General features: G+C 65.4%; 22 protein-coding genes and 2 tRNA genes. 6 read left to right on the forward strand and 18 right to left on the reverse strand.

Annotation, left to right across the window (positions count from 1 at the left end; translation table 11 throughout):
• Positions 1 to 290: 290 nt before the first annotated feature.
• From BLS55_RS07050 to BLS55_RS07135, 18 genes are all read right to left on the reverse strand, one after another.
• A tRNA-Val gene (locus BLS55_RS07050) sits at positions 291 to 366 on the reverse strand.
• A 15-nt stretch (positions 367 to 381) separates the two neighbouring features.
• Positions 382 to 813, reverse strand: coding sequence for an ACT domain-containing protein (locus BLS55_RS07055; RefSeq protein WP_092153774.1), 432 nt, complete (start codon positions 811 to 813; stop codon positions 382 to 384).
• A gap of 28 nt (positions 814 to 841) precedes the next feature.
• Positions 842 to 1,051: a twin-arginine translocase TatA/TatE family subunit gene (locus BLS55_RS07060; protein WP_092153776.1), complete on the reverse strand. Its 210-nt coding sequence runs from the start codon at positions 1,049 to 1,051 to the stop codon at positions 842 to 844.
• Positions 1,052 to 1,174: 123 nt separating this feature from the next.
• Positions 1,175 to 2,470: a transcription termination factor Rho gene (gene rho / locus BLS55_RS07065; RefSeq protein WP_092153778.1), complete on the reverse strand. Its 1,296-nt coding sequence runs from the start codon at positions 2,468 to 2,470 to the stop codon at positions 1,175 to 1,177.
• A 176-nt stretch (positions 2,471 to 2,646) separates the two neighbouring features.
• Positions 2,647 to 3,162 carry a CarD family transcriptional regulator gene (locus BLS55_RS07070; protein ID WP_092153780.1) on the reverse strand — a complete coding sequence of 172 codons (516 nt, stop codon included), beginning with the start codon at positions 3,160 to 3,162 and terminating at the stop codon, positions 2,647 to 2,649.
• Between the two features lie 394 nt (positions 3,163 to 3,556).
• Positions 3,557 to 4,165 (reverse strand): aminoacyl-tRNA hydrolase, encoded by a 609-nt coding sequence (pth, locus tag BLS55_RS07075; RefSeq protein ID WP_092153782.1) that lies wholly within the window; start codon positions 4,163 to 4,165, stop codon positions 3,557 to 3,559.
• Between the two features lie 187 nt (positions 4,166 to 4,352).
• The gene (locus BLS55_RS07080) at positions 4,353 to 5,234 is read right to left on the reverse strand and encodes a serine aminopeptidase domain-containing protein (protein WP_092153784.1); all 882 of its coding nucleotides are present in this window, start codon (positions 5,232 to 5,234) and stop codon (positions 4,353 to 4,355) included.
• Positions 5,235 to 5,321: 87 nt separating this feature from the next.
• The gene (locus tag BLS55_RS07085) at positions 5,322 to 5,930 is read right to left on the reverse strand and encodes a 50S ribosomal protein L25/general stress protein Ctc (protein ID WP_092153786.1); all 609 of its coding nucleotides are present in this window, start codon (positions 5,928 to 5,930) and stop codon (positions 5,322 to 5,324) included.
• 74 nt (positions 5,931 to 6,004) lie between these two features.
• A complete protein-coding gene (locus BLS55_RS07090) occupies positions 6,005 to 6,952 on the reverse strand; it encodes a ribose-phosphate diphosphokinase (protein WP_092153788.1) in 948 nt (315 codons plus the stop codon).
• Between the two features lie 94 nt (positions 6,953 to 7,046).
• Positions 7,047 to 7,121: transfer RNA gene (locus BLS55_RS07095), tRNA-Gln, on the reverse strand.
• A gap of 5 nt (positions 7,122 to 7,126) precedes the next feature.
• The gene (ispE, locus tag BLS55_RS07100) at positions 7,127 to 8,020 is read right to left on the reverse strand and encodes a 4-(cytidine 5'-diphospho)-2-C-methyl-D-erythritol kinase (protein WP_092153790.1); all 894 of its coding nucleotides are present in this window, start codon (positions 8,018 to 8,020) and stop codon (positions 7,127 to 7,129) included.
• 26 nt (positions 8,021 to 8,046) lie between these two features.
• The gene (hslV, locus tag BLS55_RS07105; RefSeq protein ID WP_092153792.1) at positions 8,047 to 8,580 is read right to left on the reverse strand and encodes an ATP-dependent protease subunit HslV; all 534 of its coding nucleotides are present in this window, start codon (positions 8,578 to 8,580) and stop codon (positions 8,047 to 8,049) included.
• Positions 8,580 to 9,989, reverse strand: coding sequence for a beta-barrel assembly-enhancing protease (locus BLS55_RS07110; RefSeq protein ID WP_092153794.1), 1,410 nt, complete (start codon positions 9,987 to 9,989; stop codon positions 8,580 to 8,582). The genes hslV and BLS55_RS07110 overlap by 1 nt, the downstream gene beginning before the upstream one ends.
• Before the next feature lie 221 nt (positions 9,990 to 10,210).
• Positions 10,211 to 11,662 (reverse strand): cysteine--tRNA ligase, encoded by a 1,452-nt coding sequence (cysS, locus tag BLS55_RS07115; RefSeq protein WP_092153796.1) that lies wholly within the window; start codon positions 11,660 to 11,662, stop codon positions 10,211 to 10,213.
• A gap of 21 nt (positions 11,663 to 11,683) precedes the next feature.
• A complete protein-coding gene (gene rpiB, locus BLS55_RS07120) occupies positions 11,684 to 12,121 on the reverse strand; it encodes a ribose 5-phosphate isomerase B (protein WP_092153798.1) in 438 nt (145 codons plus the stop codon).
• Positions 12,122 to 12,161: 40 nt separating this feature from the next.
• Positions 12,162 to 12,956 carry a LolA-like protein gene (locus BLS55_RS07125; RefSeq protein ID WP_092153800.1) on the reverse strand — a complete coding sequence of 265 codons (795 nt, stop codon included), beginning with the start codon at positions 12,954 to 12,956 and terminating at the stop codon, positions 12,162 to 12,164.
• Entirely contained in the window at positions 12,953 to 14,722 is a 1,770-nt protein-coding gene (locus BLS55_RS07130) for a tetratricopeptide repeat protein (protein WP_092153802.1), read from the reverse strand. The genes BLS55_RS07125 and BLS55_RS07130 overlap by 4 nt, the downstream gene beginning before the upstream one ends.
• On the reverse strand, positions 14,723 to 15,988 hold the full coding sequence (locus BLS55_RS07135; RefSeq protein ID WP_257243170.1) for a sigma-70 family RNA polymerase sigma factor: 1,266 nt from the start codon (positions 15,986 to 15,988) through the stop codon (positions 14,723 to 14,725).
• A 198-nt stretch (positions 15,989 to 16,186) separates the two neighbouring features.
• Here BLS55_RS07135 and BLS55_RS07140 point away from each other — a divergent pair, with 198 nt between their 5' ends.
• The 6 genes from BLS55_RS07140 (at position 16,187) to BLS55_RS07165 (ending at position 22,425) form a co-directional block, all read left to right on the forward strand.
• Positions 16,187 to 18,595 carry a homocysteine S-methyltransferase family protein gene (locus BLS55_RS07140; protein WP_092153804.1) on the forward strand — a complete coding sequence of 803 codons (2,409 nt, stop codon included), beginning with the start codon at positions 16,187 to 16,189 and terminating at the stop codon, positions 18,593 to 18,595.
• A 92-nt stretch (positions 18,596 to 18,687) separates the two neighbouring features.
• The gene (locus BLS55_RS07145; RefSeq protein WP_092153806.1) at positions 18,688 to 19,158 is read left to right on the forward strand and encodes a TlpA family protein disulfide reductase; all 471 of its coding nucleotides are present in this window, start codon (positions 18,688 to 18,690) and stop codon (positions 19,156 to 19,158) included.
• Positions 19,155 to 19,658 (forward strand): N-acetyltransferase, encoded by a 504-nt coding sequence (locus tag BLS55_RS07150; RefSeq protein WP_092153808.1) that lies wholly within the window; start codon positions 19,155 to 19,157, stop codon positions 19,656 to 19,658. Before BLS55_RS07145 ends, BLS55_RS07150 begins: the two co-directional genes overlap by 4 nt.
• Positions 19,651 to 20,199 (forward strand): hypoxanthine phosphoribosyltransferase, encoded by a 549-nt coding sequence (gene hpt / locus BLS55_RS07155; protein ID WP_092153810.1) that lies wholly within the window; start codon positions 19,651 to 19,653, stop codon positions 20,197 to 20,199. The genes BLS55_RS07150 and hpt overlap by 8 nt, the downstream gene beginning before the upstream one ends.
• 79 nt (positions 20,200 to 20,278) lie before the next feature.
• Positions 20,279 to 20,992 (forward strand): zinc-ribbon and DUF3426 domain-containing protein, encoded by a 714-nt coding sequence (locus tag BLS55_RS07160; protein ID WP_092153812.1) that lies wholly within the window; start codon positions 20,279 to 20,281, stop codon positions 20,990 to 20,992.
• A 41-nt stretch (positions 20,993 to 21,033) separates the two neighbouring features.
• Positions 21,034 to 22,425: an amino acid permease gene (locus tag BLS55_RS07165; protein WP_092153814.1), complete on the forward strand. Its 1,392-nt coding sequence runs from the start codon at positions 21,034 to 21,036 to the stop codon at positions 22,423 to 22,425.
• Positions 22,426 to 22,453: the final 28 nt, after the last annotated feature.

Raw genomic sequence — 22,453 nt, forward strand, 5'->3', positions numbered from 1 at the left:
TGCTGTCCTTATCCGTAAGCCGCTGCGCGGCAACGGCTAAGGCAACGTCATGTGGGAAAGTAGGCCGTCGCCAGAAGAATTTTGCCGGCAGAACAGAACCTCTAACCCGACAGGAACCACTCGCTTACAAGTGGAATACGCAATGGGGTAAGGTCAAAGCACTATCAGCATGTGCGAGACTCTCAGAAAAAGACAGCGTAGAAGCCCTTCCGTCCCCACCGAAAGCTGTACAAAATGGCTTGTACAAAAATTAAGGGGCCACGGTGTAAACCGTAACCCCTTGATTTATCTGGTGGGCAGTGAGGGGCTCGAACCCCCGGCCCCCGCCTTGTAAGGGCGGTGCTCCACCAACTGAGCTAACTGCCCGAAACCGGTGCAGCGTTACTGCGCGCAGAGCTGCGCGGCGGGCAGAATTGTGAAGTTGTTGTTCTGCAGCACGGCAACAGCCTGCTCCACATTGTCAAAGCGGAAGATCATCACGGCGCTTTCGGCCTCGCGGTGGACGAAGGCGTACATGTACTCCACGTTGATGCCGTGGCGGGAGACCAGCTGCAGGACGGAATCCAGGCCGCCCGGGGCATCAGGCACTTCCACGGCCACCACGCTGGTGCGGCCCAGGGTAAAGCCCTTGGCCTTAAGCACGGCCTGGGCTTTCTCGTGATCGCAGACAATCATGCGCAGAATGCCGAAGTCCGAGGTGTCGGCCAGGGAAAGCGCGCGGATGTTGACCCCCGCTTCCGCCAGTGCGTGCGTAACTTCGGCAAGGCGTCCCGCCCTGTTCTCCAAAAATACGGAAAGCTGTTCGGTCATCATGGGGCGATCCTTTGCAACGCTGTGCTGATCAGGCTTTGTGGCTGGTGTCGTCGTTTTTATCCGACGGTTTTTTGTCCTTAGGGGTAATGTCGATCTCGTCCGGTTCCGACGAGGCGCGGCGGAAGTTGCGGATGGCCCGGCCCAGGCCGCCGCCGATTTCCGGCAGCTTGTTGGCGCCGAAGATCAGAAGCACGACCACCAGGATGAGCAACAATTCTTGCATGCCAATGCCGAACATGCGGCAAGCCTCCGTTGGATGTTGGGCTGCGGGCAGCCTGACGGACTGCAACAATAAGCCGGGCGGGGCCCAAGGTCAACCGTGCCCCGCTTCCGGCGCAGGGCGGCGCTGCGGGCCGCCCGTTTATTTGCCCATGGCGTTGAGAAAGTCTTTGTTGGACTTGGTGCCGCGCATTTTGTCCAGCAGAAATTCCATGCTGTCGATGGGCGACATGGGGGCCAGAATTTTGCGCAGAATCCAGACCCGGTTGAGCACGTCGTCGGGCAGAAGCAGGTCTTCCTTGCGGGTGCCCGTGCGGTTGATGTCGATGGCCGGGAAGACGCGCTTTTCTGAAAGGTGGCGGTCCAGGTAAATTTCCATATTGCCCGTGCCCTTGAATTCCTCAAAAATCACTTCGTCCATGCGCGAGCCCGTATCGATGAGGGCCGTGGCGATGATGGTCAGGCTGCCGCCTTCTTCAATATTGCGGGCCGCGCCGAAGAAGCGTTTGGGCCGCTGCAGGGCGTTGGCGTCCAGGCCGCCGGAGAGCACGCGGCCGGAAGAGGGCGTCACGGCGTTGTAGGCGCGGCCCAGGCGGGTGATGGAATCCAGCAGAATGACCACGTCGCGCTTGCGCTCCACCAGGCGCTTGGCCTTTTCGAGAACCATTTCACAGACCTGCACATGGCGCTGGGGGGGCTCGTCAAAGGTGGAGCTGATGACCTCGGCCTTCTGCACGGTGCGCTCCATATCCGTCACTTCTTCGGGGCGTTCGTCAATGAGCAGCACGATGAGGTAGACTTCGGGGCTGTTGGCGTTGATGGCGTTGGCCAGGGACTGGAGCAGGATGGTTTTGCCCGTGCGCGGCGGGGCCACGATGAGCCCGCGCTGCCCGCGCCCGATGGGGGCCATGAGGTCGATGACGCGGTTGGAGAGGTTTTTCTCACCATTTTCCATGACGAGCTGGTGGTCGGGATAGATGGGGGTGAGGTTATCGAACAGAACGAGATTTTTGGCGTGTTCCGGGGGTTCAAAGCCGATTTCCGTGACCTTGAGCAGGGCGAAGTAGCGTTCGCCCTCCTTGGGCGGGCGGATCTGGCCCGAAACGATGTCGCCCTTGCGCAGGGAAAACCGGCGGATCTGCGAGGGCGACACATAGATGTCGTCCGGGCCGGGCATATAGCTGCACAGCGGCGAGCGCAGAAAGCCGAAGCCGTCGGGCAGTATTTCCAGCACGCCGTCGCCGTAAATGGCGCCGTTCTGCGATGCACAGGTGGAAAGCAGTGCGAAGATGAGCTCTTGTTTACGCATGGAGCTGGCGTTTTCAATTTCATACTGCTCGGCCAGGTCCATAAGCTCCTGCATGCTGCGGGTTTTGAGATCCGTTAAACTGAGGGCGCTGTCAGACAACAGTGTGGGAGAGGCTTTCTTTTTGCGCATAACAATCCGATCGTTTAGGACATGTATGCCACATGCAGTGCAAAAGCACTGCAGTGCGTAAGCGGAGAAGATAGGGGACTAAAAAGAGGTGCGAAGATGCGATTAGCCCATCTTTAGCCGTATGGCAAGAAAAATATTCGCGCGATTCTGAAAAAAATTCCGTCCGCGCGGACAGATCAGTGCGAAGCCGCCTCAGGCAACGCGGGCGGCGCGTAGATCTCCAGCAGCTCGTCGCGGATGGCGTCCGCGCTGAGATCCAGCACCTGGGCCAGCTCGCCGGTTACCAGGCTCATGGCCTGCTCCTGCAGGCGGCGCTCGCCGAACGAAAGCTCCTTGCCCCTGCCGATGAGCAGCAGCTCGCGCAGCACCCCGGCCACCACGGCCAGGTCCGGGCTTTTCAGCCGGTCGGAATATTCGCGGAAGCGGCGGTTCCAGTTCTGTCCGGTATAGATGGTTTTTCCCGTATCGGCGCGCAGGGCGTCCAGGATGGCCTGTGCGTGGTCTGCGGGCGTAAGCCTGCGCAGGCCCACATGGGCGGCGTTGTTCACAGGCACCATCAGCGTGACGTTGTTGGCCTGGATGCGTACAATATAGAACTCGCAGGCCACGCCGCCGATAACCTGGCTGTCCACGCGTTCTATTTTGCCCACGCCCTGGGCCGGGTATACCACGAGATCGTCGGAAGTGAACATGATGCCACCGTGCGTTCCAAACGGAACGCTCAGCCCGAAAACCGGGCGCATGTGCGGCTGTACGTCGCGAATGGTTATGAGAAAAATGAGGAGTCTGATGTCGACTCTTCAAAGATGCTAGTCCAAAAGTAGGGAAGAGTCCAGCCCAAAGCCGTAAATCTTTCTGTAGGCGCGGCCCCGGCGCGGATGCGGGCCGGAGCCCCTGCCGCATGGCGGGCGGGCTGCCGCCCCACCCATTCCGCCGTTGCGGCTGCGCTGGCCGCCGCCCGCCGTGGAGGCGTAAGCGCAATTTATTGCGCTGTTAAGCGCCGGAAGGCGCGTGTCGTAAACTTTGAGCATGCCTGTTCTCAAAGGTACTCTGCTCAGCGTGTAGACGGCGCGCCGTTGCGGCTGTTTATTCCGGCGCAGTTCCGGCCTGGCGCGCCAGGCTGGTGGCCGCCTCCAGCCCTTTGCCCGCAAAGGCGAAAAGCACCTCCAGCGCCAGGGGCAGGGCCGCGGCCATGCGGGCGGCCGCAGCGGCTTCGGGGCGGCCCAGCACCCAGTTGGTGACCTCCCCCTGGTGGGGGGGGCGGCCGATGCCCAGGCGCAGGCGGTAAAAATCCGGCGTGCCCAGCTGTTCCGTAATGGATTTAAGGCCATTGTGCCCGGCGTTGCCGCCGCCGCGCTTAAAGCGCAGTTGCCCTGCCGGGATATCCAGCTCGTCATGGGCCACCACCAGCCGCTCCGGCGGCAGGCGGTGCCACGCCAGCAGGGGCTGCACGCTTTGGCCGCTCAGGTTCATGAAGGTCTGCGGCTTGGCTACCAGCCACCAGCCCCCCAGCTCCGGCAGGCGCGCCCGCCACAGCTCACAGGAAAATTTGCCGCCGTTGAGCGCCTCGGCCTGGCCGTCCCGCCGGGCCTTGTCCAGCAGGGCGTCCGCCAGGGCAAAGCCAAAGTTGTGGCGGGTGGCGGCATAGCGCGGGCCGGGGTTGCCAAGGCCCGCCAGCAGTCCTTCATAGCTCATGGTCGTATCCTTCAAAATAAATATGCAAACCCGGCGGGGCAGGGCGCGGACCCGCCGTCGGGCCCGGCGGAATGCTCTGCGGCGGCTGTCGCGCGGGCACAGATCCTTCGCGTGTGGTCACGGCTCCTCTGGCTGCGACGTGTCCTTCAGGTCTGTCTGTTCGCACCCGGATTTTTCGTTTCCGCGCTCAGGCGCAAGGGCAGGCCCTGGTCAGGCGCAGGGGCAGGCCCTGGCCCGCGCAGAAGGCTGCCGCGTGCCGGGCCAGGAAGGTGCAGACCCGCGGCTGCATGGCGGCCAGGTGGCCGCCGCCGGGCAGCCAGACCAGCCTTTTGGCCGGCGCTTCCAGCAGGGCAAACGCGCTGCGGCTCAGGGCCGGCGTGAACAGGGCGTCGTCGGGTGCGGCAAAAAAGCAGAGCGCACAGCGCTGGCGGGGCGGCACCCGTGCCTGGAACAGGCTCGCCAGAAAGGCGAGGGGGTAGCTCCAGCGCGCGCCCCGCCGGGGGGCACGCACGCCGTGCGCCCCGGCCGTGATCCGCCGTACGGAAAGATAGGCCTGCACGGGCAGGGGCAGACGCGGTAAAAGGCGCGCCGCCGCGGCCGTGCAGCGTACAATGCGTTCCCGCTGCCGGGCAAAGGCGGCAAAGCGGGTGATGCCGATGGCTTCTTCCTGCTGCGGCAGGGCGGCGCAGATGGGCAGCGCCGCCGCCAGGCGGGGGCTGGCCGCGGCGTGCGCCAGGGTGAGGATGCCCCCCTGACTGTGGCCGCACACGGCCAGGGCCGTGTGCCCGCGTTGCCGCAGCCAGGCTTCGGCCGTAAAGCCGTTGCCGAGCAGATCGTTGAACGTAAAGCCCACCCGGTGTGGATTGATCCCGTGCCCCGTATGGTGCAGGGCTGCCACGGCCAGGCCCGCCCGGCGCAAAGCCAGGATCAGGGGGCGGTACTGCAGGGGCGAGAGCATGGTGCCGGGATAGAACAGCACAACCCCGGCCCCTGGGTTGGGCCAGTATTCCAGGCTGCAGGCCCGGCGGCCCGGCCCCAGCCTGTGGATGGCGACGGCGAACGGCGGCATGCGTTTTTCCGGTGGCGCTGCGCAAACAAAACGCGCGGAAGAACCGCCAAGGCCCTTCCGCGCGTCTGGGCGCTGCTACGGACGCGCCTAGGCTTCCGCGGCGGCTTCTTCCTCGGCCGGGGCGTCGTCCTTGGCCTTGGCCAGCACGCTCACCACGGCGTAGTTCTGATCGAACACGGCGGCCACGCCTTCGGGCAGCTTGAGGTCCGCCACGTTGACCGTGTCGTTGATGTTCATCTCGCTCACGTCCACCACGATTTTCTTGGGCATGTTCAGCGGCTTGCTCTGGAGGGGGATTTCTTCGCGGTAGGATTCCAGAATGCCGCCCAGCTTCACGCCGCGGGCCACGCCCACGATTTCCAAGGGCACGTCTACGGTGACGGGCTTATCCAGATCCACGCCGTAAAAATCCACATGGGTGAAGGCTTTTTTGTAGGGATGGGTCTGCACCTGCCAGAACATGACGGGATGCACGTTTTTCTGGCCGTCGGCCTCAATTTCCAGGTTGAACACCGTGGTGCGGCCCACTTCCTCAAACAGTTTTTCCAGGGGCAGGGCAGGGATCTGCACGGCCACATTTTCGCCCTTGGGGGTGTAGAAGACGCCGGGGATCAGATTCTGGGCGCGCAGACGGCCGCTGGGGCCTTTGCCGCAGCCTTCGCGCTTCTGCACCGACAATGTTTTTTCAATGCTCATGGTCCACTCCTTGGCTTGCCGCCGCCTGAAACGTGCGGAAAAAGTTCAGTACTGACAAAATGTCCTGGCGCAGGCTACACAAACAACACGCTTACCGAGGAGCCGGTATGGATGTTGTGGATGGTTTTGCCCAGCAGGGCGGCCACGGAAATAACCTGCAGTTTGGGGCAGCGTTCCAGCTTGTCGCCCAGGGGGATGGTATCCGTGACAAAAACCTGAGAAAGCGCCCCGGTGCTGTTGATGCGCTCAATGGCCGGGCCGGAGAGCACGGGGTGCGTGGCGCAGGCCACAATTTTGGTGGCGCCGTTTTTGAGCAGCACCTCGGCCCCGGCGCAGAGGGTGCCCGCGGTGTCGATCATGTCGTCCACCACAATGGCCACCCGGCCCTCCACTTCGCCGATGACGTGCATGGCCTGGGCCTGATTGGGCTTGTCGCGGCGCTTGTCCACGATGGCCAGGGGCGCGTTGAGGCGCTTGGCGTAGGCCCGGGCGCGCTCCACGCCGCCCGCGTCGGGCGAAACGATAACCACGTTGTCCTCGTGCAGCTGGCGCAGGGCGTCCAGCATGACGGGCACGGCAAAGAGATTGTCCACCGGGCAATCAAAGTAGCCCTGAATCTGCCCGGCGTGCAGATCAATGGTGACCACCCGCTCGGCCCCGGAAACGCTGATGAAGTCCGCCACCATTTTGGCGCTGATGGGCGCGCGGGGGCTGACCTTGCGGTCCTGCCGGGCATAGCCGTAATAGGGGATTACGGCCGTAATGCGGCCCGCGCTGGCCCGCTTCAGGGCGTCCAGCATCAGGCAGAGCTGCACCAGATTGCGGTTGACCATGGGTGGGCAGGTGGGCTGCACCACAAACACGTCGTCGCCGCGCACGTTGTCGCCGATTTCGATCCGCAACTCGCCGTCACTGAAGGTGGTGGCCAGGGTGGGCGTCAGCTGACAGCCCAGGTGGTTGCAGATGGCCTTGGCCAGATCCGGATTGGATGACCCGGTGACGATCTTGAGATCGCTGAACATGAACCGTCCCGCCTTGCGCGCCCAGGGGGCATTTACGGTTGGACACGGCCGCATTGGCGGCCTGATGCCGCGCCCGGTTTCGGGCGCGAGGCTGTGGCTGGGATGGAAGGACTCGAACCTTCGAATGACGGAGCCAAAACCCGTTGCCTTACCACTTGGCGACATCCCAGTGCTTCACAGCGTATGCGCGTAGACGCGCCAGCCCTCCTCCTGCAGCAGGGCCGCCGCGGCGCGCGCTTCCACCAGGGCTTCCAGTTGGAAAAGCCCGATTATGGACGAGCCGCTGCCGCTCATGGCCGCCGCAAAGGCGCCCAGGCGCAGCAATTGGGCCTTAATGGCCCCCAGCTGCGGGTGGCGGGCAAACACGACGGCCTCCAGGTCGTTGTGCAGGTCCACCGCCGGCCGCGCCTCGGAGAGAAACGTTCCATTAGCCCCGGCGTCCGCCTTTGTCAAGTCGTTTGGGCCATCGGGCGCGGGCGCTGCCTTTGGAGCGGCGTCAAAGTCCGCGTAGGCCTGGGCCGTGCTGACGCTTGCCGGGGGACAGACCAGCACCAGGCGCAAGCCCGCCAGGTGCGCGCCCGCCGGTTCCACAATTTCGCCCACGCCCCGCACCCGGCAGGGTTTGAGCTCCGGCCCCGGCTGCAAAAAGAAGGGCACGTCCGCCCCCACCCGCAGGCCCACGGCCGTCAGGGCCGCCTGGTCCAGGGGGCGCGGCGCGCGGGCGTTGAGCCAGCGCAAAAGGGCTGCGGCGTCGCTGCTGCCGCCGCCCAGGCCGGAGCCCAGGGGAATGCCCTTGCGCAGCGTGATTTCCAGCCCCGGCAGGTCTGCCGCGTCTGTGGCCGCCGCAAAGGCCGCGTAGGCGCGGGTAAGAGTATTATCCTCCGGGTTCAGTCCCGGCGCATCGCAGCGGACATGCAGCCCGCGGCCCTCCGTCACCCGCAGGCGCAGGCGGTCGCAGGGCCGCGCCAGCGGGCAGAAGAGCGAATCCAGCTCATGGTACCCGTCGGCCCGTCGCCCGATGATGCGCAACCCCAGATTGATCTTGCAGCCGGCTACCAGAATGTTCATGACGCCGCCTTCCCGGCCGTGCCGGTTTACAGAACCTCTACAGTTATATGATCGTTGGTGTAGACGCAGATTTCCGAAGCGATGCGCAGAGATTCCCGGGCCACAGTCTCGGCGTCCAGATTGCTGTGCCGGGTGAGGGCCCGGGCCGCGGCCAGGGCGTAGGGGCCGCCGCTGCCGATGGCGGCCACGTTGTCGTCGGGCTCAATGACGTCGCCCGTGCCTGAGAGCAGCAGGATGTGCTCCTTGTCCGCCAGCAGCAGCATGGCCTCCAGCTTGCGCAGGTATTTGTCCTTGCGCCACTCCTTGGTCATTTCCACGGCGGCGCGCGCCATGTGCCCGCGCAGCTCCTTGAGTTTGGCCTCAAACAATTCAAAAAGGGTGAAGGCGTCGGCCGTGGCCCCGGCAAAACCCGCCAGAATCCGGCCGTCGTCCAGGCGGCGCACTTTCTGCGCGCCGTGCTTCATGATCATGTTCTGACCCAGGGTCACCTGGCCGTCTCCGGCCAGCGCCGTCCGCCCGTTGGCGCGGACAGCCAGAATGGTTGTGGCGTGCGTGTCCATCAGTTCGATTCCCACAGTTCCTTGCGTTCCTTATACACGGTTTCCAGGCGTTGCAACGCCCGCTTGTCGCCGCCCCGGGCGGCCAGGGAGCGGGCCTGATCCACATAGCGCTCGGCCATTTTGCGGTTGTTGGCGTAGATGGCGCTGTAGGCCAGGTGGATATAGGCGCTTGCCGTATCGCCCGCCTTGCCCAGGGAGCGGCCGAAGGCCTCGTGCACTTCGGCGTCCTCGGGCACGGCGCGCAGCACGTCCCTGTAATAGGGCGCGGCCTCGCGGGCGCGGCCCGTCTCATCCAGCATGCGGGCGTAAAAAAAGGCGGCCATGTAGTCGCGCGGGTCCAGGCGCAGGGCTTTGCGCAGCAAATCCCCGGCCCGGCTCATGTCCCCTTTGCGGTAGTGGAAGGCCCCGGCCTCGCGCAGCACCAGGGGATCTTCCGGAGCGGCGGCCAGGGCCTGATCAAAGGCCGCGCCGGCCTCGGCCACGCGGTTCTGCCGGGCCAGCACCATGCCCGCGCCCATGCGCGAGAGGGCGTCCTTGCCCGCAAAGCGCTGCAGCGCTGCCTGCGGGTCGCCGTAGCGCCCCCAGAGCAGGGTCTTGACCCGCAAAAACTGGCGGTTGTCCTGCTTTCTGTCCAGCACGGCCTTGGGCATGCCCTGGATGCGGGCCTGCAGGCCGTTGATGCGGTCGCCAATGGCCGGGTGGGTGGAAAGGTAGGTGGGCACGCTGGTACCGCTCATCCAGCTTTTCTGCCGCAGGATTTTGAAGCCGCCCACCATGCCCGAAGGCGGATAGCCCGCGGCCACCAGGTATTGCAGGCCGATGTGGTCGGCCTCGTTTTCGTCCATGCGGCTGTAGTTGAGCATGGCGGACTGCCCCGCGCCCATGGCCCCCACAGCCAGGGCCCCGCCGCCCGGCCCGCCCGCGGCCACGCCGGCTATGGCCAGCAGAAGGCTGCCCAGGGTGAGGTACTGGGCGCGTTCCAGGCGTGAGGCCACATGCCGCTGCGTCACATGGGCCAGCTCGTGGGCCAGCACCCCGGCCAGCTCGTCCTCCCGGTCCAGATTCATGAGCAGACCGGTGAACACATAGACATACCCGCCGGGCACGGCAAAGGCGTTGAGCGAATTGTGCAGGATGACTGCGGCCTTGAACGTATAGGGCTGCGGCGGCATGGGGGCTGTCAGCCGGGCCACCACCTTGTTGACGTAGAGGCTTACTTCCGGGTCTTCCACCACGCTCAGGGTGGCGCGCAGCATGGCGTCAAACTTGCGGCCCATCTCCTTTTCGTCCTTGATGCCCACGCCGCCGAAAAAAAAGGCCGCGGCAGGCGCTGGCGCGCACAGGCTCAGGAAGAAGGCCAGCAGCACCAGCAGTGCGGTACGGCGGCGCAGGGCCTCACGTTGCAACACGGGCTTTACCTCCTGGGAAAAGGTTGGGAGCGCGTCGGGAGGGGCAAAGGGCCGTTGCCCCGGGGGCCTGCCTGCGGGCGGGCCTGCGGCGGCACAAAGGCCGCCCGCCTGCGTTGGCAACAAGGCGCGTGCCCCGCTGGCAAAAAAGGTCGTCCTTTCCGGCAGTCGCGGTGCGGGACATAACGGCGCCGCGGGCAGAACGCGGGCCCGTTGCGGACGCGCTATTCCAGATCCCAGGCCTGGCCCTGCGGGGTGTCGCGCACGCTCACGCCCAGCTCCTGCAGCGCCTGACGCAGGCTGTCGGAGCGGGCAAAGTCTTTGGCGGCGCGGGCCGTACGGCGTTCTTCCAGCAGGGCTTCCACCTGCGCCGCATCAATGCCGCGCCGACGGGCGCGCAGGGCGCGCAGGGCGTTGAGAAAGGCTTCCGGCTCCTGGCCGAAGAGCCCCAGCTGGGCGTCCCATTCGCGGGCGTTGGCCAGAAAGGCTTCCAGCAGGGCGCGGGCTTCTTCTCCGGCGCGCAGGCCGGGGTCTTCCAGCAGACGGTTGACCAGCCGCACCTGGGAAAAAATCTGGCCCAGGGCCTGCGCTGTATTGAGGTCGTCGTCCAGAGCGGCCGCAAAGGAGGGCGCCAGGGGGCGCCATTCTTCCAGCAGGGCCGGGGGCAGAGGCGTTTTTTTCCATTTGGCGCGCGTCAGGGCCTGGCGCGCCGCCAGCAGCGAGGCATAGACGCGGTGCTGGGCCTTTTCCGCCTCGTCCATGCCCGCGGCGCTGAAATCAATGGGGCTGCGGTAGTGCTTGCCCAGAAGGAAGAAGCGCAGAGTTTCCGGCAGGTAGCTTTGCAGGATGTCCCGGATGGTTTTGAAGTTGCCCAGGGATTTGGACATTTTTTCGGCGTTGACCTGCACAAAGCCGTTGTGGATCCAGTAGCGGGCCAGCTCGCAGTGACAGGCGGCCTCGGACTGGGCGATTTCATTCTCATGGTGCGGAAAGACCAGGTCCTGGCCGCCGCCGTGGATATCCAGGGGCAGGTAAGGGGCGCTCATGGCCGAACACTCCACATGCCAGCCGGGGCGGCCCTTGCCCCAGGGGCTTTCCCAGAAGGGTTCGCCAGGCTTGGCGGCCTTCCACACGGCGAAGTCCAGGGGGTCTTCTTTTTCCTCGCCGGGGGCCACCCGCGCGCCGGAGAGCAGCTCGTCCAGGCTGCGGCCGGAGAGTTTGCCGTAGGCGGGGTAGGCCCGCACCCGGAAGTAGACGTCGCCCGATGGCGTGGCGTAGGCCGCGCCCTCCGCAATCAGTTTGGCGCAGAGCTCAATGATCTTGGGGATGTAGTCCGTGGCGCGGGGCTCCGCATCGGCGCGCACCACGCCCAGGCGGTCCATATCCTCATGAAAGGCGTCAATATAGGTCTGCGCCACTTCGCGCCAGTCGCGCTGTTCGCGTTGGGCGCGGTTGATGATTTTGTCGTCCACGTCGGTGAAGTTGCGCACAAAGAGCACCTTGAGGCCCAGGCGGCGCAGGTGGCGGGCCAGGACGTCAAAGACCAGGGCCGAGCGGGCGTGGCCGATGTGGCAGTAGTCATAGGCCGTGATGCCGCAGACGTACATCTGCACTTTGCCGGGGCGCACCGGCACGAAAAGTTCCTTTTTCCGGCCCAGGGAATTGTAGAGCTGCATGGCGGTCCTTTACCGTTGGTTTCAGGCGGGCAGGTTAATGCGGTCCAGGCGGCGCTGGTGCCGCCCCCCGGCGAAGCTGCCGTCCAGGAAGGCGTCCGTAATGGCGCGGGCCAGCTCGTCGCCGGTGATGCGCGCGCCCAGGCAGAGCACGTTGGCGTTGTTGTGCTCGCGGGCGAGGCGGGCCTGCAGCTCCGTGGCGCAGAGCGCGGCGCGGATGCCGGGGTGGCGGTTGGCCGTAATGGAAACGCCGATGCCCGTGCCGCAGATGAGGATGCCCAGGGCATCGGGCTCGGCCTCCACGGCGGTGGCCAGGGCGTGGGCCAGCACGGGGTAGTCGCAGCTTTCCGTGGAGTGGGTGCCGTGGTCGTTGACGGCATAGCCTTGCTGCTCCAGGTGCCGGGTCAGCAGACCTTTGAGGGCGAATCCGGCGTGGTCCGAGGCGATATGGATGGTGCGCATGCGTTTGTCTCCTGCACAAAGCCGTCGGCGGGCGGCGGGATCAGCGTTGCTTGAATTGCGAAAGGGGCAGCAGGGGCACGTCCGCGGGCAGGGGCAGGGAAAGCTGGGCTTCGGTGAAGGCCTGGGTCGGCTTTTCCCGTTCCTTGACCAGCACGATGGCGCGTTTGCCGTTGGTGTGGGTCAGGTTCAGGCGGCGGGGCAGGGGCCGGGCGTCGTCCGTATAGAGGATTTCCATGCTCCAGCCGTCTTTGCCGTGGGCGTTTTCGCGCCAGGCCACGGGCAGGCCCTGGGCGTTGAGGGTCAGGCTGCCGCCGGGCTTGCCTTCCAGGGTGTAGCGGCTCTGGGCGTCGGCCTGCACGGCGGCGTCGGCGTATTCGCGGCCGAAAACCTGGGCGTAGCGGCCGTTGAGCAGGTCTGCCAGGTGGTCCAGGTTAAAGGGCACGGGCACGCCCACCTGGAGGAGGGGCTTGTTGGCCCCCTGGTGGAAATAGGCCTTGCGTTCGTTGGGGGCAAAGACCAGAAAGTGCTGGCCGTCCTCCAGGATATTGGCCACGGTGGCCCCCACGCCGGCCATGACGTCCATGCGTAGCTTGCGCTGCCCGTTGCCCCAGAACAGGGCCGTGACCCGGCGGGTATCGCCCTCCGTGCCGAAGCGCAGACTCAGCTGCAGGCGGTAAGGGGCGGGCGCTACAGCGTCGTCGGCGGCCACATAACGTTGCCAGGTCTGTTCCAGACGGGCGCGGGCCTCGGGCGAGGGCGCCTCCATGACGGGCTGACGGGCGCAGGCGCAGAGCAGGGCCAGGGCGCAGAGCAGAAGGGGGGTAAGGTGCTTCATAGTTGTGACAGCCGCTGCCGGAGGGACTCGGCGTTGGCGGGTTTGAGTTCCAGGGCTTTGCGGTAGGCGGCGCGGGCTTCGTCCTTGAGGCCCATGCGCGCGGCGATGTCGCCGTAGTGCTCCCAGATGGAAGGATCCACGCGCTCGTCCAGTTTGACGGCGCGGCGGATTTCGGCCAGGGCTTCGTCCAGCTTGCCGGATTTGAACAGGGCCCAGGCCAGGGAATCCACAATATAAGATTGATCGGGCGAAAGCTCGTTGGCCCGCGCCAGCAGGCGCACGGCCCGCTCCAGGTCGCGGTTCTGTTCCGCCAGGGTATAGCCCACATAGTTGAGGGCCTGATAGTTGTCCGGCTGCAGGGCGATGACCTTTTCCATGACTTCCATGGCGGCCTTTTTGTCACCCGATTCGTCCAGCACTGAGCCCAGCAGGAAGGCGAGCTCCGCCTGGTCGGGCCAGAGGGCCACGCCGGCCTTGGCGGCGGTCAGGGCCTCGGGCAGACGCTTGAGCCGGGCCAGGATGCGGATTTCGGCGTCGCAGAGATCGGGGGCGTCCGCGGTTTTGCGGCGCGCGCGCACGGTGGCCAGGGCCGCTTCGTTCTGCCCCGCATCGGCCTGGAGCTGGGCCCGCAGGAGCGCGGCGCGCCGGGCGGCCTTGCTTTGCGCGGGGATCTGATCCAGCCAGGCCAGGGCCGCATCCAGCTCGCGCCGCTGGGCGTAGGTAAGGTCCGCCAGCAGCAGATACACTTCATCGGGCACGTTGCCCTGGGCCGCCAGCTGCTTGAGCAGCCGTTCGGCCTGGAGGTAGTGGCGCGAATCCATAAGCATGCTGGCCACGGTGAGTTTGAAGGGGGCGTTGTCCGGCCCCTGGCGCATGTACTTGAGGGCCCGTTCCGGCTGGTTCAGGCGCAAGGAAATGTGGATGAGCCGCAGCAGCACGTCCTGGGGCGAGAAATCCAGTTTGAGCAGCTTTTCGTAGGCCGCGCGCGCGGCTGTGAGGTTACCGCGCTGCTCGTAAACAAAGGCCAGCTCCGCCAGGGCTTCCACGAAGTCCGGCGTTTTTTTGACGGCTTTCTGCAGATAGGGGATGGCCGCCTCCGGGCGGTCCATGCCCAGGAGGGCGCGGGCGTGGTAGTAGTCTACCAGGGGGGTGCGCTGCTGCTCCGGGATGGCGTTGAGCAGGGCTTCGGCCTCGGTGAACTGCTTGTCCTTGACCAGCAGCAGGGCCAGCTCCAGGCGGGCGTCCAGCGAATCGGGGCGTTTTTTCAGGTAGTCCCGCATAAGAGCCACGCCGCGTGCGGCCTGCCCCTGGTCCGCCAGGGCCTCGGCGTGCAGCAGGTTGAGGGACATGTCTTCCGGCCAGGCGCGCAGGGCTTCTTCCAGATAGGGCACGGCCACGGGCGATTTGCGGCTCACCAGCCACACGCCGCCTTCCAGCCAGACCCCGGCGGGGATGCGGGCGCGGGCCATGAGGGGCGCGGCCGCGGCCAGGGCGCTTTCGTCCTCGTTGTTCAGGCCGTAGGCGTAGACCAGGAAGGCGTAGGTATCGAGGGCCTCGGGCGAGAGGGCCTCGGGCGCGCGGGCGGGGGCGGGCCGCACGGTCTGCGCGGCGGAGGGCGCGGCGCTGGCGGCGGCCGGGGCTGTTTTGTCCTTGGCGTTGTTTTCGTCGTGGCGGGAGCCGGCGCAGCCGCCGCAGCCCAGAAGGGAAAAAGGCGTCAGCGCCGCCAGAACCAGGGCGCAGAGCAGGGCAAGGTGTTTACGTTTCATTCAGGATTGTATCCATGCGTCTGAAAAATCCTTGATGTCCCCGGCCAGGTGCTGGCGGATTTTTTCCAGCAGCCGCGTCTCCAGCTGACGGACGCGCTCGCGCGTGACGTTATACCGTTCGCCTATCTCGCGCAAGGTGACGGGTTCGTCCGTGAGCAGGCGGTTGTTGAGGATGTAGAGCTCTTTTTCGTTCAATTTTGGGATGATGGTCTTGAGGCGGGAGCGCAGCAATCCCGCGATTTCGTCCGAGGCCAGGCTGTCTTCTATGCCGGGGCCCAGGGCGGGCAGAAAGTCCATGCGCGTGGCCCCGCCGCTTTCTTCGCCCACCTGGGCGTTGAGGGAAACGTCGTTGCCGGCCAGGCGCTGGTCCATTTCTTCGATCTGCTCCGGGCTCACGCCCAGGCGCTCCGAAAGCATGGCCGCGTCCGGATCAAAGCCCTGCATGATGAGCTTCTGCCGCTCCCGGTTCAGGTTATAGAACAGCTTGCGCTGCACCTGGGTGGTGCCGATTTTGACCATGCGCCAGTTGTCCATGATGAACTTGAGGATGTAGGCCTTGATCCAGAAGGAGGCGTAGTAGGAAAATTTGATGCCTTTGTCCGGGTCGAATTTGTTGACCGCGCGCATAAGGCCCACGTTGCCTTCCTGCACCAGGTCCAGGACGTTCTGCATCCAGCGGCGTTGAAAATCCATGGCGATGCGCACCACCAGCCGCAGGTGGGAGGAGACCAGGCGGAAGGCCGCGTCGGGGTCGTTATGGTCACGCACGCGCAGGGCCAGCTCGTGCTCTTCTTCAGGCTTGAGCATGGGGAAGCGGCTGACTTCGCGCAGGTAAAGGCGCAGACTGTCGCGCGGGCCCACAGCGGGCAGGCGCGGGGCGGCCGGGGCGGGCAGGTCGTCGGCGTCGTCTTCCTCCAGGGCCAAGGGCGCGGGGGCCTCCTCCGGCGCGGCGTCCGCCAGGTCATCGGGCAGGTCCGTCGGCAGATCTTCGGGATCGGGCTCCGCGTCCGAGCCGTCGTGGCCGTTCAGGTCGTCCACGTCCAGCACCGGGCCTTTGGCGTCCGGGGCCGGGCCGTCCGTCGTCGTTTTTCGGGGGCGGTCAGGCTTTGCTCCGGCGCGCGCCCGTCGGGCGCGTTGCGGCCTGGGCCGGGGGGCTTCCAGAATCTCCACCGACGCCGCTTCCGCTTCAGGCCGGGCGGGGGCGCCCTTGGCGGGCACGGGATCCCCGGACCGGGCCGGGGCGGCTGTCTTGCTATTTTTTTTCATGCTGTCCATAGTGGCCATGGCGCCCCGCCGGGCGCAATGGTTTGGGGCCGGAATTTCGGATTTGTCCTTTGTTCCGTTTTTCAGTACTACAGGGCCTGCCGCGCGGCGGCGAAGCTGAAAAGACAGCATACAGGCATTGCGGGCGGAAAGCAAAGCCCCCCGCAGGCCCTTCCGGCAACCGATTTTCATGAGGCGGTCATGACGTTTTTCCCTCCTTCGGGCACTGGGCGGCCCCTGCTGCTGGACGGCGCCATGGGCACCATGCTCCAGGCTTCGGGCCTGCCCGCCGGCGTGAGCCCCGAAGAATTCTGCATGGAGCATCCGGACGTTCTCCAGGGCATCCACCGCGCCTACCTGGAGGCCGGGGCGGACATCCTTACCACCTGCACCTTCGGGGCCAGCATCTACAAGCTGCCGAAAGGCCTTGATGTTTTTGCGTTCAACAAGCGCATGGCCCAGGTGGCCCGGGCGGCTGCCGCCGCCAGCCCCCGGCCCGACGGCGCGCCCGTTTTTGTGGCGGGCAACGTGGGGCCCACGGGCCAGTTTGCCAGGCCCCTGGGCACGGAGGAGCCCGCCGATCTGCTGGAGGCCTTTGCCCGGCAGATAGAGGGCCTGGTCGCGGGCGGGGCGGACCTTATCTTCATCGAAACCCAGTTTGATCTGGCCGAGGCGCGTCTGGCTGTGGCCGCCGCCCGGCGGGTCTGCCGTCTGCCGGTCATGGTTTCCATGACCTTTGAGCAGGGCGTGAGCCTTACGGGTTCCAGCCCCACGATTTTTGCGGAAACCATGCAGAACATGGGCGTGGATGTGGTGGGCACCAACTGCAGCCTGGGGCCGGAACAGATGCGCCCTGTGGCGGCGGAGCTGCTGCAGGCCTGCGTCTGTCCGGTCATGGTGGAGCCCAACGCGGGCCTGCCGGAGCTGCGCGGCGCGACCACGGTTTTCCCCCTGGGGCCGGAGGATTTTGCGCGTGCAACCGCGCCCTTTGCCCGCATGGGGGCCGCCGTGCTGGGCGGCTGCTGCGGCACCACGCCTGCGCACATTGCGGCCCTGGCCCAGGCCCTGCACGGGGTGGAGCGTGTGGACGCTGCCGCCGGGGCGCGCCGGGGCATCTGCCTTACCAGCCGTTCTGAGCTGGTGCGGATCGGGCCTGGGGAGCCGCTGATCGTCATTGGCGAGCGCATCAACCCCACGGGCAAAAAGGCCCTGACCAAGGATCTGCAGGAAGGGGTCTTCACCACGGCCATGGACTTGGCCGACGCCCAGGTGCAGGCCGGGGCGGGCGTGCTGGACGTGAACGTGGGCGCGCCCCTGGTGGACGAAACAGCCCTGTTGCCGGAGCTGGTGCAGCAGCTCACGGCGCGCCTTACGCTGCCTTTGTCGCTGGATTCGCCCAATGCGCAGGCCATTGCCAATGCCCTGCCGTACTGTCCTGGCTCGTTCCTGGTCAATTCCATCAGCGGCGAGGCCGGGCGCATGGACGTGCTGGGGCCGCTCTGCCGGGATTTCGGCGCGCCCTTTATTCTGCTGCCCATTGAAGGCGCGCGCCTGCCCAAAAAGGCCGCCGAGCGCATCCGCACGGTGGAGAGCCTTTTGGCCCGGGCCGAAGGCCTGGGCATTCCCCGGCGGCTCATGATGGTGGACGTGCTGGCCCTGGCCGTCTCCTCCAGTCCGGACGGGGCCCGGCAGTGCCTGGAGATGGTGCGCTGGTGCACGGCCCAGGGGCTGCCCACCACCCTGGGGCTTTCCAATCTTTCCTTCGGCCTGCCCGCGCGGGAGCTGCTCAACGCCACTTTCCTTTGCTGGGCGGCCGGAGCGGGGCTCACTTCCTGCATTGCCAACCCCTCGGCCCGGCGGGTGCGCGAGGCTGCGGACGCCCTTAAGGTGCTGGGGGAGCACGACCCCCACGCCGCGTCCTTTATCGGCGGCTATGCCGCCTGGAAGCCGGATTCCGGGGCCGTGACCCTGCGCGCGGAGGGGGCTGGCGCGGCCCGCACCCTGGCCGACGCCGTGCTCAACGGCGACAAGGAGCACGTCCTGCCCCTGCTGGAGGCCGAGCTGGCCGCTGGGGCGGACCCCTTCGCCCTGGTGCAGGATACGCTCATCCCCGCCATCACCGAGGTGGGCGCGCGCTACGAGCGGCGGGAATACTTTTTGCCCCAGCTCATCCGCGCCGCCGAGACCATGCAGACGGCCTTCGTCCGGCTGAAGCCCCTGCTGGAGGCAAAGCGCGGCCCGGAAAAGCGCCCTGTGGTGGTCATGGCCACAGTGGAGGGCGACATCCACGACATCGGCAAAAACATTGTTTCCCTGCTTCTGGGCAACCACGGCTTTGAGGTGGTGGATGCGGGCAAGGACGTGCCCGCCGAAAAGATCGTGGCTTGCGCCCTGGAGCACAACGCGCGTATCATCGGCCTGTCGGCGCTCATGACCACTACCATGGTGCGCATGGAAGACACCGTGAAGCTGGTGCGCGAGCGCAACCTGCCCATCAAGGTCATGGTGGGCGGGGCGGCGGTGACCCAGGCCTTTGCGGACGCCATCGGCGCGGACGCCTACAGCCCCGACGCCGTGGGGGCCGTGCGGGCGGCCCGGCAGTTTCTGTAGCAAGCCTTGCGTCGCCCCGCGCCTTACGGCATGGCCGTGCGGGCCTGGGGCGGCTTCACCTTCAGCAATCAGGCCCAGGCCTGCGGTGCGGTATGAAAAAAATCCTTCTGCCCCTTCTGCTTTGTCTGCTCCTGCCCTGCACGGCCCTGGCCGCCAAGGCGGACGCCGTGCCCCGGCTGGATCTGGCCGGGCTTACGGACCTGCTGGCCAAAAACAAGGGCAAGGTGGTGATGCTCAACTTCTTCGCCACCTGGTGCCCCCCCTGCCGGGCGGAAATTCCTGAGCTCGTCAAGATGCACAAGAAGTACGCCGGCAAGGACGTGGCCATCATCAGCCTTTCCGTGGACGAAAAAGCTGACGTGGTGCCGCCCTTTGTGCGCCAGATGGGCATGGATTACCCCGTGTACATGGCGGGCCGGGACATTACCCGCGCCTTTCAGGTGAGCAGCATCCCGCACAACGCTTTTTACAGCAGGGACGGGCAGCTGGTGCTCTCTGAGCCGGGCGTGGCCGACGCCGAAATCATGGAAATGGTCTTCAAAAAGCTGCTGAGCGCCCAATGAGCATGTTTACGGTGCGCAAGGCCCGCATGGACGACGTGCCCGCCATGCACGGCCTGCTGCTGGACAGCGCGCGGCAGGGGCTTTTGCTGCCGCGCGCGCTGATCCATCTGTATGGGCATGTGCGCAATTTTATGGTTGCCTGCGAGGCAACGGGCCGCATTGTGGGCTGCTGCGCCCTGGCCCCGGTCTGGGAAGACCTGGCTGAAATCTGTTCGTTGGTAGTGCGGGACGACCTGCGCCGCCAAGGCGTGGGGCGGCTGCTGGTGGCGGCCTGCCTGGAGGATTGCGCGCCCCTGAGTATCCGCAAAGTGTTTGCCCTGACCTACCAGGAAGTTTTTTTTGCGCGCCTGGGCTTTGCCGTGGTGGACAAAAGCGTGCTGCCCCAGAAAATCTGGGCCGACTGCGTGCACTGCGCCAAATACCCGGACTGCGACGAAAGCGCCGTTTTTCTGGATCTGACGGCCACCCAGGCCGGACCGCAAGGAGGAAAACATGTCTGAAGAGGCCGCCCTGACCCCCGTCAAGGCTTTGAAACCCGTGTTCAGCCAGGAGATGATCGCCGTGCGCGTGCGGGAACTGGCCGCGGAAATCGACGCCCTGTACGGGCAGGAACCCTTGGTGGCCGTGTGCGTGCTCAAAGGGGGCTTTATTTTTTTCAGCGATCTGGTACGTGCTTTGCATAATGAAAATATGGAGCTGGATTTTGTGCGCCTGTCCAGCTACGGCAAAAAGGCCACCAGCTCCAAGCACGTCATTTTCAGCAAGGATGTGGAGATTGACATAGCCGGCAAGCATGTGCTGATTGTGGAAGACATTGTGGACAGCGGCCACAGCATGCAGTTTCTTATGAGCCAGTTTGCCGCGCGCCGGCCGCGCAGCCTGCGCCTGGCAGCCCTGGTGGATAAGGGCGAACGGCGTGAAGTGGACGTGAAAGTGGACTTTGCCGGGTTTAAACTCACTGAGGGCTTCATCGTGGGCTACGGCCTGGACTATGCCGAGCGCTACCGCATGCTGCCCGGCGTCTTTGAAGTGACCTTGTAGCGCCCCCGGCGCGAGCCGTCGCACGGCGGAGCCGACCGCGTTGCGGCCGCCGGCCACGGCGGGGATACGGGAGAAAAGTATGGAAGTGAAATGCCCCCACTGCGCCAGCCGTTTCAAGCTGCCGGATCAGCTCGCCAAACCGGGCGTCAAGCTGCGCTGCTCGGTGTGCGGGACAGTCTTCCCCTACACGCCCGAAGCTGACGGCCCTGAGCAGGGAAAACTGCCGGAAATGCCCGTGAAGCGTCGCCGCTCCGGCGGCAAATGGGCGCTAGTGCTGCTGCTGGCGCTGCTCTGCGCCGGGGCGGGCGGGTATTGGCGCTACTATCTGCGCGGGGCCGCCGCGCCCCAGCCCCCCACGGAGCAGGAAATCGCCAAGAAGGTGGAGCTGCTCACCATGCGCAACGTGCGGCAGTATTATGTGGATAACGAGAAGGTGGGCAAGGTTTTTGTCATTGAAGGCAAGGTGGTCAACGAATTTCCGCAGCCCAAGGAGCTGATCGCCGTGGAGGCCGCCATCTACGACAAGGACAAGAAACCCCTTTCCGTCAAACGGCAGCTGGGCGGCGCGCAGCTTTCGCTTTTTCAGCTCCAGGTGCTGAGCGAAAAAGAGATGGAGGCCTTCCTCAACAACAAAGTGGAAATCCTCACCAACAACAGCAATGTGCCGCACGGCGGCGAAGTGCCTTTTATGGTCCTGTTTTATGCGCCGCCCGCGGACGTGGCCGAATTCGGCGTGCGCATTGTGGACGTGCAGGACGCCCCGGCCCCCGGCGCGGCGGGCGGCGAAAAGTAACCTAACGGCCGCGTGCGGACGCGCCACAACCCCCATTTTTCATGAAAACAGATACCCCCCATCTTAAGCGTGCGTTAAAAAACAGACACATCCAGCTCATAGCCCTGGGCGGGGCCATCGGCACGGGGCTTTTCCTCGGTTCGGCGGGCACCATTCAGATGGCCGGCCCCGCCGTGCTGCTGAGCTATGCCGTGGGCGGCTTCATCGCTTTTCTCATTATGCGGCAGCTGGGCGAAATGATGGCCCAGGAGCCGGTGGCCGGTTCGTTCAGCAACCTGGCCCACAAATACTGGGGCGACTTCCCAGGCCTGCTTTCCGGCTGGAATTACTGGATTCTGTATGTGTTGGTGGGCATGTCGGAGCTTACGGCCGTGGCTGTGTATGTGCAGTACTGGTTTCCCCAGGTGGAGCCGTGGCAGACCACGGCTTTTTTCTTTTTGTGCATCAACGCCATCAATCTGGCCCAGGTGGGCTTTTTTGGCGAAATGGAGTTCTGGTTCGCGGTCATCAAGGTGGCGGCCATTGTGCTCATGATCGCTTTGGGCTGTTTTTTGCTGGCCAGCGGTCAGGCCGGGCCCGAGGCCGGGGTGAGCAACCTGTGGACCCACGGGGGCTTTTTCCCCAACGGCTGGGCGGGGGTGGTCACCTCCCTGGCGGTGGTGGCCTTTTCCTTTGGCGGGCTGGAGCTGGTGGGCATTGCCGCCGCAGAGACGGACAACCCCCGCAAAACCATCCCCAAGGCCATCAACCAGCTCATCTATCGCATCCTGCTTTTTTATATCGGCGCGCTGGCCGTGCTGCTGAGCCTGCACCCCTGGAACATGCTGGGCGCGCCCGTGGACAAAAGCCACTGGGCCGAGGCCATGATCGCCAGCCCCTTTGTGCAGATTTTTGACCTCATCGGCATCCCTTCGGCCGCGGGCGTGCTCAACTTTGTGGTGCTGACCGCGGCGCTCTCGGTCTACAACAGCTGCGTGTACTGCAACAGCCGCATGCTCTACGGCCTTTCCCTGCAGGGCAACGCCCCCAGGGCGCTGGGCGAGGTGAGCGCGCGCGGCGTGCCGGTGTATGCCCTTCTGGTGTCCGCGGCGGCCACGCTGGTCTGCGTGCTGCTCAACTACTTCATGCCCAAGAGCGCCCTGGGCGTGCTTATGGGGCTGGTGGTGGCGGCGCTGGTCATCAACTGGGCCATGATCAGCCTGACGCACCTCAAATTCCGCGCGGCCAAGCAGCGGGCGGGCGAGGCCCTGGTGTTCCGGGCTTTCTGGCATCCTTTTTCCAATTACCTGTGCTTGGCCTTTATGGTTCTGGTGCTGGCCGTGCTGGTCTACATCGGCGAAGGCGTTTCCGTGCTGCTCGCTCCGCTCTGGGTCGGCTTTGTCTGGCTGGGCTACAGGCTGAAATGCCGTAGCCGGGCGCGCCGGGCGGCATAAAAAAACGGGAAACAGCAACGCGCAACGG

Source organism: Desulfovibrio legallii, from assembly GCF_900102485.1.
In the GTDB taxonomy this organism is placed as follows: Bacteria; Desulfobacterota; Desulfovibrionia; order Desulfovibrionales; family Desulfovibrionaceae; genus Desulfovibrio; species Desulfovibrio legallii_A.